Annotated in this window: 14 protein-coding genes; 1 reads left to right on the forward strand and 13 read right to left on the reverse strand. The window is 61.5% G+C overall.

The genetic code is table 11. The features are described 5' to 3' along the window. Positions 1-162 precede the first annotated feature (162 nt). Complete coding sequence (gene hemE / locus L0U80_RS14940) at positions 163-1,251, reverse strand: uroporphyrinogen decarboxylase (protein ID WP_233865378.1); 1,089 nt, start codon at positions 1,249-1,251, stop codon at positions 163-165. 209 nt (positions 1,252-1,460) lie between these two features. On the opposite strand from hemE, the gene L0U80_RS14945 reads away from it, so the two are divergent. Further along, positions 1,461-2,258, forward strand: a complete 798-nt coding sequence (locus L0U80_RS14945) for a transporter substrate-binding domain-containing protein (RefSeq protein WP_233865380.1) — start codon at positions 1,461-1,463, stop codon at positions 2,256-2,258. A gap of 699 nt (positions 2,259-2,957) precedes the next feature. Here the strand turns inward: L0U80_RS14945 and L0U80_RS14950 are convergent. From L0U80_RS14950 to L0U80_RS15005, 12 genes are all read right to left on the reverse strand, one after another. Continuing rightward, positions 2,958-4,700, reverse strand: coding sequence for an AMP-binding protein (locus L0U80_RS14950; protein ID WP_233865382.1), 1,743 nt, complete (start codon positions 4,698-4,700; stop codon positions 2,958-2,960). A gap of 337 nt (positions 4,701-5,037) precedes the next feature. After that, positions 5,038-5,463 carry a F0F1 ATP synthase subunit epsilon gene (locus tag L0U80_RS14955; RefSeq protein ID WP_124151468.1) on the reverse strand — a complete coding sequence of 142 codons (426 nt, stop codon included), beginning with the start codon at positions 5,461-5,463 and terminating at the stop codon, positions 5,038-5,040. A 132-nt stretch (positions 5,464-5,595) separates the two neighbouring features. Further along, positions 5,596-6,990, reverse strand: coding sequence for a F0F1 ATP synthase subunit beta (gene atpD, locus L0U80_RS14960; protein ID WP_233865384.1), 1,395 nt, complete (start codon positions 6,988-6,990; stop codon positions 5,596-5,598). An 80-nt stretch (positions 6,991-7,070) separates the two neighbouring features. Next, positions 7,071-7,952, reverse strand: coding sequence for a F0F1 ATP synthase subunit gamma (gene atpG, locus L0U80_RS14965; RefSeq protein ID WP_233865386.1), 882 nt, complete (start codon positions 7,950-7,952; stop codon positions 7,071-7,073). Positions 7,953-8,075: 123 nt separating this feature from the next. Next, positions 8,076-9,617, reverse strand: a complete 1,542-nt coding sequence (gene atpA, locus L0U80_RS14970; protein WP_233865388.1) for a F0F1 ATP synthase subunit alpha — start codon at positions 9,615-9,617, stop codon at positions 8,076-8,078. A 57-nt stretch (positions 9,618-9,674) separates the two neighbouring features. Further along, positions 9,675-10,214 carry a F0F1 ATP synthase subunit delta gene (locus L0U80_RS14975; RefSeq protein WP_233865389.1) on the reverse strand — a complete coding sequence of 180 codons (540 nt, stop codon included), beginning with the start codon at positions 10,212-10,214 and terminating at the stop codon, positions 9,675-9,677. A gap of 2 nt (positions 10,215-10,216) precedes the next feature. Next, a complete protein-coding gene (locus L0U80_RS14980; protein WP_233865391.1) occupies positions 10,217-10,687 on the reverse strand; it encodes a F0F1 ATP synthase subunit B in 471 nt (156 codons plus the stop codon). 140 nt (positions 10,688-10,827) lie between these two features. After that, a complete protein-coding gene (gene atpE, locus L0U80_RS14985) occupies positions 10,828-11,097 on the reverse strand; it encodes a F0F1 ATP synthase subunit C (RefSeq protein WP_028203308.1) in 270 nt (89 codons plus the stop codon). Positions 11,098-11,163: 66 nt separating this feature from the next. After that, on the reverse strand, positions 11,164-12,015 hold the full coding sequence (gene atpB, locus L0U80_RS14990) for a F0F1 ATP synthase subunit A (RefSeq protein ID WP_233865393.1): 852 nt from the start codon (positions 12,013-12,015) through the stop codon (positions 11,164-11,166). A gap of 190 nt (positions 12,016-12,205) precedes the next feature. After that, positions 12,206-12,781, reverse strand: a complete 576-nt coding sequence (locus L0U80_RS14995; protein WP_233865395.1) for an ATP synthase subunit I — start codon at positions 12,779-12,781, stop codon at positions 12,206-12,208. A gap of 284 nt (positions 12,782-13,065) precedes the next feature. Next, positions 13,066-14,196 (reverse strand): SLC13 family permease, encoded by a 1,131-nt coding sequence (locus L0U80_RS15000; RefSeq protein ID WP_233865985.1) that lies wholly within the window; start codon positions 14,194-14,196, stop codon positions 13,066-13,068. A gap of 46 nt (positions 14,197-14,242) precedes the next feature. Continuing rightward, the gene (locus L0U80_RS15005) at positions 14,243-15,130 is read right to left on the reverse strand and encodes a ParB/RepB/Spo0J family partition protein (RefSeq protein WP_233865397.1); all 888 of its coding nucleotides are present in this window, start codon (positions 15,128-15,130) and stop codon (positions 14,243-14,245) included. Positions 15,131-15,156 lie beyond the last annotated feature (26 nt).

Here is a 15,156-nt window from a genome sequence, read left to right on the forward strand (position 1 = left end):
GGGCACCCCGTTGCGGCAATTTTTCCCTCTTGCGCGCCGCAACGAGGCAAGTGTGTATAAGTCAAGTCTTGACTTCTCCGGAAGTGCCTCTGGCTGGCCGTTTCGGCACGCCCATCTACGGGCGTCCGGAGTACGACGCATTGCGTCGCAACAAAACGATCGTCAGGCGCCGGCGTGAATCGCCCGGCTGTGACTGTGAACTTCGTCTACCAGTTCCGCCACGCTCTCCGGCGGCGTGAACTGCGAAATTCCGTGCCCCAGATTGAACACATGGCCGAGATGCGCCCCGAAGCTGTCGAGCACCGCGCGCGCTTCGGCGCGAATCGCTGCAGGCGACGCGAACAACACCGACGGGTCCAGATTGCCCTGCAGCGCCACGCGCTCGCCCACGCGCTCACGCGCGCGTCCGAGGTTCACCGTCCAGTCGAGGCCGACCGCGTCGACGCCAATCGCCGCGATTTCGTCGAGCCATAGCCCGCCGCCCTTCGTGAACGTGATGACCGGCACGCGTCGGCCTTCGTGCTCGCGCTTGAGGGCCGCTACGACCTGCGCGATGTACTGGAGCGAGAAGCGTTGATAGGCGCCGTCCGCCAGCGCGCCACCCCAGGTGTCGAAGATCATGACGGCCTGCGCGCCCGCTTCGATCTGCGCGTTCAGATAAGCAGCGACGGCTTGCGCGTTCACATCGAGGATGCGCTGCATCAGGTCCGGTCGTGCGTACAGCATCGACTTCACCGTGCGGAAGTCGTCCGAACCGCCACCCTCGACCATGTAGCACGCGAGCGTCCACGGGCTGCCCGAAAAGCCGATCAGCGGCACACGCTGACAGCCTTGCGCATCGGTCAGCGCGCGGCGGATTTCGCGCACGGCGTCCGTCACGTAGCCGAGCGTCGCGCCGATGTCCGGCACCGCAAGCTTCGCGACATCGGCTTCGGTGCGCACCGGATGCGCGAACTTCGGCCCCTCGCCCGCCTGGAAGTCGAGGCCGAGGCCCATGGCATCAGGAATGGTGAGGATGTCCGAGAACAGGATGGCGGCGTCGAGCGGATAACGGTCGAGCGGCTGCAGCGTGACTTCGGTCGCGTAGTCGGGGTTCTTCGCAAGACCGAGGAAGCTGCCGGCGCGGCTGCGCGTGGCGTTGTACTCCGGCAGATAACGGCCTGCCTGGCGCATCAGCCAGATCGGCGTGTATTCGGTCGGCTGGCGCAGCAGCGCGCGCAGGAAAGTGTCGTTCAGAAGAGTGTGAGCCACGAGCAGGGTACGCCGGGAGGCGCTTCAGGATTGACGAGCAAGCCGCCATTTTACCGGAGCGGACGCCCGCCGACGCCGTCGCGAGCGGCAGAACCAGCGACCGAACGCCACCGGGTCAGCCGCTGCTTAACTGGTGTGTGCATGTTGGCTATCATCGGTAGCCTTTCCTGACGATTACACCAATGCGACCACAAACTGGAGGAGACACCATGACAAAAGCGGCGATCGTCCGCCTCATCACCGCGGGTGCTGTGCTGGGCGCAGCCGCATTTGTGCAACCCGCGTTTGCACAGAGCACGGCGACGCCCTCGCGGCTCGACGAAGTGATCGCACGCGGCACGCTGCGCATCTGCACGACGGGCGATTACAAGCCCTACTCGTTCCGCCGTGCGGACGACACATTCGAGGGTATCGACATCGACATGAGCGCGTCGCTTGCGAAATCGCTCGGTGTGAAGACGGAGTTCGTGAAGACGACGTGGTCGAACCTGATGACCGATTTCCTCGCGAAATGCGATATCGCGGTGGGTGGTGTGTCGACGTTGCTCGAACGCCAGAAGCGCGCATTCTTCACCGAGGCATATCAAGTGGATGGCAAGACGCCGATCGTGCGTTGCACCGACGTCGCCAAATACCAGACGCTCACGCAAATCGACCAGCCGACGACTCGCGTCATCGTAAATCCGGGCGGTACGAACGAACGCTTTGCGCGGCAGTTCCTCACGCACGCAAACCTCACCGTGTACCCGGACAACGTAACCGTGTTCAAACAGATCCTCGATGGCAAGGCCGACGTGATGATCACCGATGCCTCCGAGACGCTGCTTCAGCAAAAGCTCAATCCCGGCCTGTGCTCGGTGCATCCCGACAAGCCGTTCCAGTACGGCGAGAAGGCGTGGATGGTCCCGCGCGGCGACGTCGTGTTCCAGCAGTACGTGAATCAGTGGCTCCATCTGCTTCAGGCAAGCGGCGAGTATCAGTCGATCTCGGACAAGTGGCTCAAGTGAGCCTTCGCTTTGGCTTGCACTGTGTGCGTTGAACCACTCACGGAGTTGCAACCGTGAATTCGAATGCGCGAAAAAGTGAGGACTTCGTTGGATGGACCGCGAACGGTATCGATGCCGTCCGCAAAACTGCAAAGCATGCGCGTTTTGCCTCTACGAATGCACTCGAATGCCCGCGCACCGGGCATTGGTTCATGCCCGACGAATTGCCTGCTGGCGAACGGACTATCCGGCTATCTGTAAGCCACCGAACATACCGGTAAGAATGACTCAGGCATAACGTTCAGGATGGCAAAAAATCCCGCAAAGCCTTATCTGGCGGGCGTTACAACCTGAAACACTTTGTTACCGTCAAGGTTCATTAATTCGCCCACAATACCTTCAACGGTTTCAACACGGATGTGGTCGGGTGTGACTGTGTGTACACGAATCACCGACCTGTCGGCATCATGCCGAAGCTCTCTCAAGGGGCATCTTTGCTGGAGCCGTGACCGGCGCGTGCAGCACGTCCTACTGCCGGCTCCTCCTTTGGTCTCCTCGCGCTAACCCCGTAGCGTGTGGTTTTTAGCGGGCTCCAGGCCCGCTTTTTTTTCGTCTGCGTTTTGGGATTATTCGTCCCGTCTGCGTCACAATCCTTCGCTTTCCAAAGTATCGCGGTGCATCGCCCGCGGCGCACTTGCGTGTCACTGCGGGCTGTCTCGGTCACGCCGTCTTCTGCTCGCCGATCTTCAGTTCGTCCATCATGCGCGCGCGCATTACGAACTTTTGCACCTTGCCCGTTACGGTCATCGGGAGTTCGTTCACGAACCGGATGTATTTCGGAATCTTGTAGTGGGCAATCTGCCCCTGGCAGAACGCCTGGATCTCCTCCGCACTCGCCTCTTCGCCAGGCTGCAGCACGATCCACGCGCAGACCTCTTCGCCGTATTTCGCATCGGGCACGCCGAACACCTGCACGGACTGCACCTTCGGATGCCTGAACAAGAATTCTTCGATCTCGCGCGGATAGATGTTCTCGCCACCGCGGATCAACATGTCTTTAATGCGGCCGACGATGTTGCAGTAACCGTCCGCGTCGATCGTCGCGAGATCGCCCGTGTGCATCCAGCCGTCCACGATCGCTTCCGCCGTTCTGGCGTCATCGCCCCAGTAGCCGCGCATCACCGAATAGCCCTTCGTGCAAAGCTCCCCGGTAACGCCCACCGGCACGGTATTGCCAAGCGGATCGACGATCTTCACTTCCAGATGCGGCTGGATGCGTCCGACCGTGGTCGTGCGCTTGTCGAGCGGATCGGTCGTCGAACTCTGGAACGACACCGGGCTCGTCTCCGTCATGCCGTACGCAATCGTGATTTCCGCGAGATGCATCTTCGACACGACGCGTTTCATCGTCTCGATCGGACACGGCGAGCCAGCCATGATGCCGGTGCGCAGACGCCTCAGATCGAAGCTCGCGAAGTCGGGGTGATCGAGTTCGGCGATGAACATGGTCGGCACGCCGTGCAGCGCGGTACATCCCTCTTCTGATACCGCTTCGAGCGTTGCGCGCGGATCGAACGCCTCGCCGGGGAACACCATGTTCGCGCCCACCGACACGCAAGCCAGCACCGCGAGCACCATGCCGAAGCAGTGATAGAGCGGCACCGGGATGCAAAGCGAATCCTCTTCGGTGAGCCGCATCGCCATCGCAATGAAACGCCCGTTATTGAGGACGTTGCGGTGCGTAAGCGTGGCGCCCTTCGGGTTGCCCGTCGTGCCGCTTGTGAACTGGATGTTGATCGGATCGTCGGCGGAAAGCGTCGTGCCGATCGCGTCCAGTTCCGCCTTGCCCGTCCGCTCGAGCCGCTCGCGACCCATCTCCACCAGCTCGCTGAAATTGAGCATGCCAGGCGTTTCGGTGTCGCACATGCGGATCACTGCGCGCAGGTCCGGCAAGCGCGCCGCATGCAGATCGCCAGGCGTGGCATTCGCCAGTTCGGGAGCTAGCGTCTGCAGCATTTCGAGGTACTTCGTGGTCTTGAAGCTCTCGGCCGTGACAATCGCCTTGCAGCCAACCTTGTTCAGCGCGTATTCGAGTTCAGCAAGGCGGTAGGCGGGATTGATGTTGACCAGCACCGCACCGATGCGGGCCGTGGCGAACTGCGTAAGCAGCCACTCGACGCGATTCGGCGACCAGATACCGACGCGGTCGCCCGGCACGATGCCAAGCGCGAGAAAACCTGCGGCGAGCACGTCGACTTCATCGGCGAACTCGCGCCAGGTCCATCGGATGCCCTGTTCGCGAAACACAACTGCCGGCCGCTCGGGAAACCGTTGAACGGTTTCGAGGAGGAATGCGCCGATGGTCGCGTCGCTGAGTGGCGTCGCGGTCGTGCCGCGCACGTAGGAAAGCCCGTCTTTCGGCGCGATGAGCGCTTCGCGCGCACCTGCTGCGTCGATTGCCATGGTGCCTGTCTCCTCCAGGAGTCTCGCTCCCGAATGAAAAGTATTTGAAAAACATTCTGCCACCGGCGCCAGGCGCGACGGCATCAAGTTTTACCCGCAACGTCTGGGCTGCGGTCAAGGCCGCCTAAGACGTCATCGACGGACACGAAGGAGTGATTTCGCCTTACCTTTCCGTAAACGTCAAGTGTATCTCTCAACTTTCGCTATCGAAGCGTGGACTGCAGCGGCGGCGCGTCCCGCCGCCCACCAATCGGACGCACAAAAAAGAAAAGGGCTCCCATCGGGAGCCCTTTTCCGTTCGCGCTCTGCGACGCGCGAGCGCCGCATGCGCACCAGATCAATGCTGGTTCATCTTGCGCAGGCGCTGGATCGCCGCGAGTTGCGCGACTGCGTAGGCGAGTTCCGCCTGCGCCGTTGCGTACTCGAGGTTCGAGCCTGCGTTCTGCAGCGCCTCTTCAGCGCGCTTGCGTGCGTCTGCGGCCTTCGCTTCGTCGAGATCCTTGCCGCGAATCGCGGTGTCGGCGAGCACCGTTACGGCGCCCGGCTGCACTTCGAGAATGCCACCGGCGACGAACACGAACTCTTCCTCACCTTCTGCCGAGACAATACGCACCGCACCCGGACGAATCCGCGTGATCAGCGGCGTGTGACCCGGCAGGATGCCCAGCTCGCCCGCCTCGCCCGGAAGCGCGACGAACTTCGCCTGGCCGTCGAAGATGCTCTCTTCGGCGCTGACGACGTCTACCTTGATGGTTGCTGCCATATGTGTCGACTCCTGTGTCGATCGGAGTTAGTGCTTGAGCGCTTACTCCGATCCCATGCACAGCACGGGTTGAGTAGTTGCGACGGCGCTTCACCCACGAAGCGCTACGCCGCAATGCCTGCAACTCAACCGTTACTGGATCTTCTTGGCCTTTTCGAAGGCTTCGTCAATCGTGCCGACCATGTAGAACGCCTGCTCCGGCAGGTGATCGCACTCGCCATCGACGATCATCTTGAAGCCACGGATCGTTTCCTTCAGCGGCACGTACTTGCCCGGCGAGCCCGTGAAGACTTCCGCGACGTGGAACGGCTGCGACAGGAAACGCTGGATCTTGCGTGCGCGGGCGACCGACAGCTTGTCTTCCGGCGACAGTTCGTCCATGCCCAGAATCGCGATAATGTCGCGCAGTTCCTTGTAGCGCTGCAGCGTTTGCTGCACGGCACGCGTGATCGTGTAGTGCTCTTCGCCGATGACGTTCGGGTCGATCTGACGCGAGGTCGAGTCGAGCGGGTCAACTGCGGGGTAGATACCCAGCGAGGCGATGTCACGCGACAGCACGACGGTTGCGTCAAGGTGGCCGAAGGTCGTAGCCGGCGACGGGTCGGTCAAGTCGTCCGCAGGGACGTACACGGCCTGAACCGACGTGATCGAGCCGGTCTTGGTCGACGTAATACGCTCTTGCAGCTTGCCCATTTCTTCAGCCAGCGTCGGCTGATAGCCCACTGCCGACGGCATACGGCCGAGCAGTGCCGACACTTCGGTACCGGCCAGCGTGAAACGGTAGATGTTATCGACGAAGAACAGCACGTCGAGGCCTTCGTCACGGAAGTGCTCGGCCATCGTCAGGCCGGTCAGCGCGACGCGCAGACGGTTGCCCGGCGGCTCGTTCATCTGGCCGTACACCAGCGCGACCTTGTCGAGAACGTTCGAGTCCTTCATTTCGTGGTAGAAGTCGTTGCCCTCACGGGTACGCTCGCCCACGCCCGCGAACACGGAGAAACCGCCGTGCGCCTTCGCGATGTTGTTGATGAGCTCCATCATGTTGACGGTCTTGCCCACGCCAGCACCGCCGAACAGGCCAACCTTACCGCCCTTTGCGAACGGGCAGATCAAGTCGATAACCTTGATGCCCGTTTCGAGCAGTTCGGACGACGGCGACAGTTCGTCGAACGACGGCGCCTTCTGGTGGATCGAGCGCTTGTGTTCGCTCTCGATCGGGCCGGCTTCGTCGATCGGGCGACCGAGCACGTCCATGATGCGGCCGAGGGTCGGCTTGCCGACCGGCACGCTGATGGGGTTGCCCGTGTTCTTGACCACGACACCGCGGCGCAGACCGTCCGACGCACCCAGACAGATCGTACGGACCACGCCGTCACCGAGCTGCTGCTGCACTTCGAGGGTCAGTTCCGTCCCTTCGAGAATCAGCGCGTCGTAAATCTTCGGCATGTGCTCACGCGGGAATTCCACGTCGATCACCGCGCCGATGCACTGTACGATCTTGCCTTCTACCAAAGCAGTTGTACTCATCGATTTTCCTTTAGATACCTGAATTCTTCACTCGCCCACCGATGCACGGCGGCGCGGTTTCGCACTCGGCTTGCGCCCGGTCAGACCGCTGCTGCACCGCCGACGATTTCCGAAAGTTCCTTCGTAATCGCGGCCTGGCGGCTCTTGTTGTACGAGAGCTGCAGTTCGTTGATGACCGTCTTCGCGTTGTCCGACGCGGCCTTCATCGCCACCATCCGTGCCGACTGCTCCGACGCCATGTTCTCAGCAACGGCCTGATAGACCAGTGCTTCGACATAGCGGACCAGCAGTTCGTCCACGACGGTCTGCGCGTCCGGCTCGTAGATGTAGTCCCACGCGGACTTCGGCGTCGTGCCGTCGTCGTTGCTTTCGAGGCGTTCGCTCGACAGCGGCAGCAACTGCTCGATCACCGGCTCCTGCTTCATCGTATTGACGAAGCGCGTGTACGCAAGATACACGGCCGAGAGCTTGCCCTCGGCGTACTGGTCGAGCTGCACCTTCACCGCGCCGATCAGCTTCTCGAGGTGCGGCGTATCGCCCAGCTGCACGACGTTCGAAACAACTTTCGCACGCAGACGGTTCAGGAAGCCGAGGCCCCTGCTGCCGATACCCGTCGCTTCGACGGTCTTGCCTTCGGCTTCGAGTTCCTTGAACTTCTGCAACGTCGCACGCAGCACGTTGGTGTTCATGCCGCCGCACAGACCCTTGTCGGTCGTGACGAGAATGACGCCAGCCACCTTCGCATCGTTGTTCTCCGTCATGAACGGATGACGATACTCGGGATTCGCACGGCTCATGTGCGCAGCGATGTCGCGGACCCGGTCGGCATACGGGCGGGCGGCGCGCATGCGCTCCTGGGCGCGGCGCATCTTCGATGCCGCGACCATTTCCATCGCCTTGGTGATCTTGCGCGTGTTTTGCACGCTCTTGATCTTGCCGCGAATTTCCTTCATTCCAGCCATTGCTTGCTCCTTTGTCGACCCGACTTAGCGTGTCGACCAGAGTTAGCGCTTTAGCGCTTACTCTGGTCCCATAGCGCTTACTCGGGTCCCAGTCCGTTTATCGTTGGATGATTCCCGGACGGATCAATATGCGCCGGACTTCTTGAAGTCCTTGAGAGCCGCGTGGAGCGCGTTCTCGTCGTCCTTCGACAGGTCCTTCGAAGCCTCGATGCGGTTCACGAGGTCGGCGTGGCTCGTCTTCAGGAATTCACGCATGCCCTTCTCGAACGGCAGGACGTCCTTCACGTCGAGGTCGTCGAGGTAGCCGTTGTTCGCCGCGAACAGCGCGACGGCCAGTTCCCAGACTTGCAGCGGCTGGTACTGCGGCTGCTTGAGCAGTTCCGTCACGCGGCGGCCGCGCTCGAGCTGCTTGCGGGTCGCTTCGTCGAGGTCCGATGCGAACTGCGCGAATGCTGCGAGTTCACGGTACTGCGCGAGGTCGGTACGGATACCGCCCGACAGCTTCTTCACAACCTTGGTCTGAGCCGCACCACCCACACGCGACACCGACACGCCGGCGTTAATAGCCGGACGGATACCCGCGTTGAAGAGGTCGGTTTCCAGGAAGATCTGGCCGTCGGTAATCGAGATCACGTTCGTCGGAACGAACGCGGTCACGTCACCAGCTTGCGTTTCGATGATCGGCAGTGCCGTCAGCGAACCCGTCTTGCCCTTCACTTCGCCGTTCGTGAACTTCTCGACGTAGTCGGCCGAAACGCGCGCGGCGCGCTCGAGCAGACGCGAGTGCAGGTAGAACACGTCGCCCGGATAAGCTTCACGGCCCGGCGGACGGCGCAGCAGCAGCGAGATCTGACGATATGCCCAGGCTTGCTTGGTCAAGTCGTCATAAATGATCAGCGCGTCTTGACCGCGGTCGCGGAAGTATTCGCCCATCGTGCAACCGGCGTACGGTGCCAGGTACTGCAGAGCAGCCGATTCCGAAGCCGAAGCGGCAACGACGATCGTGTAGGCCATCGCGCCCGTTTCTTCGAGCTTGCGCACCACGTTCTGGATCGACGAAGCCTTCTGGCCGATCGCGACGTAGATACAGATGAGGTCCTTGCCCTTCTGGTTGATGATCGTGTCGACTGCCACGGCGGTCTTGCCGCACTGACGGTCGCCGATGATCAGCTCACGCTGGCCACGGCCGATCGGCACCATCGAGTCGATCGACTTCAGGCCGGTCTGCATCGGCTGGGACACGCCTTCACGCCAGATCACGCCGGGGGCAATCTTTTCGATTGCGTCGGTCATCTTGGCGTTGACCGGGCCCTTGCCGTCGATCGGGTTGCCGAGCGGATCGACCACGCGGCCGATCAGTTCCGGGCCGACCGGAACTTCGAGAATGCGGCCCGTCGTCTTGACGATGTCGCCTTCCGAGATGTGCTCGTACTCACCCAGAATCACCGCGCCGACCGAGTCGCGCTCGAGGTTCAGCGCGAGGCCAAAGGTGTTGCCCGGGAATTCGAGCATTTCGCCCTGCATCACGTCCGACAGGCCGTGGATACGCACGATACCGTCGGTCACGGAGATCACGGTGCCCTGATTGCGAACGTCTGCGCTCGCTTCAAGGCCCTGGATCCGGCTCTTGATCAGCTCGCTGATCTCAGAGGGATTGAGTTGCATTATTCGCTCCTGATGTTCAATTCTGTTGCGTGCCAGCTGCCGCGCCGATCAAGGCGCTCAGGCAGTCAAAGCCACCTGCATGCTGGCGAGCCGCGCGCGGACCGAGGTATCGAGCACTTCGTCGCCAACCGTGACGCGCACGCCGCCGATCAGCGACTTGTCGACTTCAACGGTGGGCTTCAGCTTGCGTTTGAACTTGTGTTCGAGACTGGCGACGAGGTCGTTCAACTGGGCGCCTTCGAGCGGAAACGCGCTGACGATCAATGCATCGGCTGCGCCTTCTTTCGCGTTCTTGAGCGCTTCGAACTGTTCGCGGATTTCCGGCAGCAGTTCGAGGCGACGGTTCGCGATCAGCATCTGCACGAGGTTCTTCGCTTCTGCGCTGTTCTTCAGCGGCGATTGCACCGCCGAAAACAGCAGATCGACGACCTGTTCATGGCTGACTTTCGGGCTCGACGAGACCGACAGCACGTCCGGCAAGGCCGCAACCTGCGCCAGCTCCGCGACGAGCGTGGACCAGGCGGCGACGTCACCAGCTTCGGCCACGCCAAACAGCGCTTCTGCGTACGGGCGGGCGATGGTTGCAAGTTCGGCCATGATCAGAGCTCGGCTTTCAGTTGATTCAGCAGGTCAGCATGTGCTGCCTGGTCGACTTCGCGCTTCAGGATCTGCTCGGCGCCCTGGACGGCGAGAGCGGCGACCTGGCCACGCAGTGCTTCGCGTGCCTTGACGACCTGCTGGTCGGCGTCGGCCTTCGCCTGGGCGACGATGCGCGCCGCTTCCGCGTGCGCCTGAGCCTTGATTTCTTCGGCGACTGCCATGGCGCGCTTTTCGGCGTCGGCGATACGGCTTTGGCCCTCGTTGCGGGCCTGCGCCAGTTCTTCACCTACGCGCTTGTGCGCCGCTTCGAGTTCCGTCTTGCCCTTTTCGGCGGCTGCGAGGCCGTCAGCGATCTTCTTCGAGCGCTCGTCGAGGGCGTTGATCAACGGCGGCCACACGAACTTCATCGTGAACCACGCGAGGATCAGGAACACGACCATTTGCGCAAACAGGGTTGCGTTGAGATTCACGGTGTTTCCTTAATCGTTGCTATTCCGGGGAATTGAAACGGCAAGGCGCTCATCGGTTGTGAAACTCGATCAGCGCCTCGTCACCCGTTCCGCCATGCGCCTGTCGTTAGTTATAGGTCAGGCGCAATCTTCCAGGGAACTTAGCCCGCGAGCTTCGAGAGCAGCGGGTTGGCGAACGCGAACAGCATTGCAACACCCACGCCAATCAGGAACGCCGCGTCGATCAGACCAGCCAGCAGGAACATCTTCGTTTGCAGCGGGTTCATCAGCTCAGGCTGACGTGCGCAGGCTTCGATGTACTTGCCACCCATCAGGCCGATACCGATACAGGCGCCGATAGCACCCAGGCCGATGATGATGCCGATACCGATCGCGGTGAAACCCTGGATGTTGGCGATGAAAGCTTGCATGATTACTCCTTTGTGAGATTTTCTGGAACTGGGGATTTAAAACTGCAATTCGTGTCGACAGCCTGCTTAGTGGCTGTCGTGTGCCTGGCCGATATACACCAGCGTCAGCATCATGAAAATGAATGCCTGCAGCAGAACGATCAGGATGTGGAAGATCGCCCAGACGCTGCCCGCAATCACGTGGCCGATGAAGCCAAGCACCGTCGCGTCCGCACCGAAGCTCCACAGACTGCCCAGAAGGGCGATCAGCAGGAACAGGAGTTCACCCGCATACATGTTGCCGAACAACCGCAGGGCGAGCGAAACCGTCTTCGCGACGAACTCGATGATGTTGAGTGCAAGGTTCGGGATCCACAGCAGCGGGTGTGCGCCGAACGGAGCGGAGAGCAGTTCGTGAACGAAGCCGCCTGCGCCCTTGATTTTGAAGTTGTAGTACATCATCAGTACGAACACGCCGAGCGCGATGCCGAACGTGCCGTTGAGGTCGGCGGTCGGAACGATACGCTGGTGCGGAAGTACTTCAGACAGGCCGAGCCAGCCGATCACGCGACCCGGCAGGTCGACGGGGATGAAGTCGAGGGAGTTCATCAGCCCGACCCAGACGAAGACGGTCAGCGCGAGCGGCGCGATGAATTTGCGGTTACCGTGGATGATGGACTTCGACTGGTCTTCGACCATCTCGACCAGCATCTCAATCGCGCACTGGAAGCGGCCGGGAACACCCGACGTCGCCTTGCGCGCGGCGAGGCGCAACAAGAAGATGGTTACGAGGCCGCACAGAATCGACCAGAACAGCGTGTCGATGTTCCAGACGCTGAAATCGACGATCGACGTCTGGTGCGAGGTGGAAAAGTTCTGCAAGTGGTGCGCGATGTACTCGGACGGATCCAGAGTGCGCGTGCCTTCGCTAGCTGCCATATCGTTAAAGCCACCCAAATTGTCGAAAATCGTTTTAGGCCGTTCCCGCCGCAATACTTTATTGCGGGAACGCGCCGCCGCAGGATCGAGTCAAACTAGCACGTCTGCTGTCCGCTTGCCCCTCTGCTGCGCTTTGCTGTTTCGGCGTCCGCAGTGCGGCGCCGCAGTTCAAAGCACAGTCAGTGGCCGGTCAGCGCCATGCAAGCGCGATCCAGTAAGTCTTGAGTGCGATCAGGTAAGTGACGAGCAGCGGAATCCACTGCACTTCGCGATACCAGACCGCAACGGCGACGAACATCGCAATCGTCGCCCCCATCTTGAAAGCCTCGCCGAGCATCCAGTTCATCACGGTGCCGGCACCGCTGAGCTGCTTGAGGCGCGCGGCGAACAGCGCACCCGGCAACCAGCAGATCGCTCCGCCCAGAAACGCCGATAGCGCAGCAGCACCTGGCGGCTTGTAGAACAGCCACCACACCAGCGTCGCAACAAGGGACAAAACCAATTGCGCTGCCACGACCCGAAAAGGCGTGACGCGCGATGGGCGACTCACTTGCGGACCGAAGAGCTTCTCGGCTTCAGTCCGGGTGAGCGGAACGATGTCGTTATTATCTTGCTGCTGGTCGGCGTCCCACTGCGCGTTGTGATCCTCACGCGAAGCGGCAATTCGTGATGCACCCCGTTCGCTGCCGCGAACACCTGCCCCGTGTTGCGATCCGTCGGACTCTTCTTGCGCCTTCGGCGCGCCACTTGTCCTCAGATCCACCATCGCAGCAATTCCGGATGTTCGCTTCTCGTTCGCGACTATGCGTTTATTACAACGCTCTTACGGCGCGCCCAACCAAATAAATCCGGGCGATTGTAAGCGATAGTTGCAGCCAATTCAAGACTTTAGGGCGCTCAATAAACCCGTGAAATGGCAGTTCATGATATGGAAAACGCGCCTTCTTCCAGGCCATAACGAAAGCTGTAAGGTGGCGAAAAGTGTGGCAGTGCGTTGAGCCTGACGGCGTCGATTTTCTCGCCTGGAGCGACAAATCGGCCCTGCCACTGTCAGAGAAAATGCAGCAGGAATGCGCCGCCGAAGAGCGCAATTAACCAGAACGGTAGCGAAATCAGATGGAACGGCAGCCATACGCCCCGCTCGTTCGAAAGGCGCACGGCGATGAGGTTTGCGAGCGAACCAATCGCGACGCCAAAGCCACCGACACTCACCCCAAACGCAACTGCGCGCCAGTCGTGCGTGAAGCCCGACAGAACGATCGCTGCTGGTACGTTGCTGATGACCTGAGAGAGCACGGCGGCTGCGACATACGACCGCATTGGCGTTTGCAGCGAGAGGTCTCCGATCAGCTGGTGAATCCACGGTAGCGCGGCAGCACTACGCAAGACAATGAACATCAGCACGAAAATCAGCAGGAGCAACCAGTCGATTTTCAACACGATGCGCGTGCGCCAGATCAGGAATCCGGCGGCGACGCCAGCGAGCGCGATTCCAGCGCGATGTGCATCCGCAAGCAACACGAACGCGACGAAGAGCAGCAGCGCAACCCCCGCGAGCGCGCGGTCGACCGGATGCGGTTCGATGTCCGTCGATAGATCGAGCGGTCGCGGCTTGAAAAGACACACGACCAGCGCAAATAACATGACCATCAAAAGCGCGCAGAGCGGCGCAAGCACCACGACGAAGCGGGTAAATGCAACGCCGCTGAGTTGCCAGAGAAACAGGTTCTGCGGATTGCCGAGGGGCGTCAGTACCGATCCCGCATTGACTGCAAGGGCGATCACAATCACGAGACGCTTGAGCGGCAACGGCGTCAACTTGTGCAGCGATAGCACGAGCGGCACGACGACAAATAGTGCCACGTCGTTCGTCACCACCGTCGCGAGCGCAGCGGCCATCGCGACCAGCAAAAACGCCAGCGCACGCTCGGAATGGATGTGATGCACGAGACGATGCGCAGCCCACGTCAGCAGTCCTGAATATTCGATGGCCTTCGTGAGAATCAGCAGGCCCGCGAGCGTCATCACCGTCTGCCAGTCGACGAGCGCCGGCAACGATGTCCACGCGCGGGGCGCGAAAAGCTGGAGCAGCACGAGCGCCGCGACGAGGATGGCCAGCACCGGTTCGCCGGCTGCGAACGCCAGAACCCTGCGCAGGTGTCCCTGCGTAGCCGCTTGAATTTGCCTCACCGGTGGTGGACCGACGCGTGTATGGGAAGTCGCCGCATCAGGTGGCGGTTTCGCCACGCAGACGCAGAAGAATGCCGTCGAGTGCGTCGAGGTCGCCGAAATCGACCGTCAACTGTCCGCGCCCCCGCCTGCCCAACTTGATCTTTACCGTGGCGGCCAGCAGGTCGGACAACTCTTCTTCGAGGCGCCGTGTGTCGCGGCCGCCGTCGTGTGCCGCCCTCGCCTTCACCGCGGGCGCGGCCTTCGTCGTGCTCAACACCAGCTTTTCGGTCTCGCGCACCGACATGCGCTTGTTGACGACCTGGTTCGCGAGCGTGATCTGCGTCGCGGAATCGACGGCGAGCAGCGCGCGCGCATGGCCCATGTCGAGATCACCCGCGAGCAGCATGGTCTGCACGGGTGCTGCGAGATTCAAGAGACGCAGCAAGTTCGACACCGCAGGACGCGAGCGACCGACCGACTCCGCGGCCTGTTCGTGTGTGAAATGGAATTCGTCGAGCAGGCGCTGAATGCCCTGCGCCTCTTCGAGCGGATTGAGATCCTCGCGCTGGATATTCTCGATCAGCGCCATGGCGGCGGCGGCCTGGTCGGGCACGTCCTTCACGAGGACCGGTACTTCCTTTAGTCCCGCGAGATGCGCCGCGCGGAAACGCCGCTCGCCCGCAATGATCTCGTAGCGATCCGTGTCGACCGGCCGGACCAGGATCGGCTGCATGAGCCCCTGCGCCCGGATGCTCGCGGCCAGTTCCTGCAACGCGCCCTCGTCCATTCGGGTACGCGGCTGGTACTTGCCCGCCTGCATCTTCGTGAGCGGCAGCGTGTTGGGCGCGCCGTCGATCTTCACCGCCTCGGTAATGTCCGCACTGCCGCCAAGCAGCGCTTCCAGCCCGCGGCCCAACCCCTTCTTCCGTGCTACTGCGTTCATCGTGCTTCCTCTATCCGTTGGCCGCC

The organism is Paraburkholderia adhaesiva (assembly GCF_021390575.1).
GTDB lineage: Bacteria > Pseudomonadota > Gammaproteobacteria > Burkholderiales > Burkholderiaceae > Paraburkholderia > Paraburkholderia adhaesiva.

What these genes read in the sequence shown, in the direction of transcription:
- atpA (WP_233865388.1), bottom strand. Translation starts at nt 9,617, where the DNA reads ATGCAACTCAATCCCTCTGAGATCAGCGAGCTGATCAAGAGCCGGATC.
- L0U80_RS14955 (WP_124151468.1), bottom strand. Translation starts at nt 5,463, where the DNA reads ATGGCAGCAACCATCAAGGTAGACGTCGTCAGCGCCGAAGAGAGCATC.
- atpD (WP_233865384.1), bottom strand. Translation starts at nt 6,990, where the DNA reads ATGAGTACAACTGCTTTGGTAGAAGGCAAGATCGTACAGTGCATCGGC.
- L0U80_RS14995 (WP_233865395.1), bottom strand. Translation starts at nt 12,781, where the DNA reads ATGGTGGATCTGAGGACAAGTGGCGCGCCGAAGGCGCAAGAAGAGTCC.
- L0U80_RS14950 (WP_233865382.1), bottom strand. Translation starts at nt 4,700, where the DNA reads ATGGCAATCGACGCAGCAGGTGCGCGCGAAGCGCTCATCGCGCCGAAA.
- L0U80_RS14945 (WP_233865380.1), top strand. Translation starts at nt 1,461, where the DNA reads ATGACAAAAGCGGCGATCGTCCGCCTCATCACCGCGGGTGCTGTGCTG.
- L0U80_RS15005 (WP_233865397.1), bottom strand. Translation starts at nt 15,130, where the DNA reads ATGAACGCAGTAGCACGGAAGAAGGGGTTGGGCCGCGGGCTGGAAGCG.
- atpG (WP_233865386.1), bottom strand. Translation starts at nt 7,952, where the DNA reads ATGGCTGGAATGAAGGAAATTCGCGGCAAGATCAAGAGCGTGCAAAAC.
- atpB (WP_233865393.1), bottom strand. Translation starts at nt 12,015, where the DNA reads ATGGCAGCTAGCGAAGGCACGCGCACTCTGGATCCGTCCGAGTACATC.
- atpE (WP_028203308.1), bottom strand. Translation starts at nt 11,097, where the DNA reads ATGCAAGCTTTCATCGCCAACATCCAGGGTTTCACCGCGATCGGTATC.
- L0U80_RS14975 (WP_233865389.1), bottom strand. Translation starts at nt 10,214, where the DNA reads ATGGCCGAACTTGCAACCATCGCCCGCCCGTACGCAGAAGCGCTGTTT.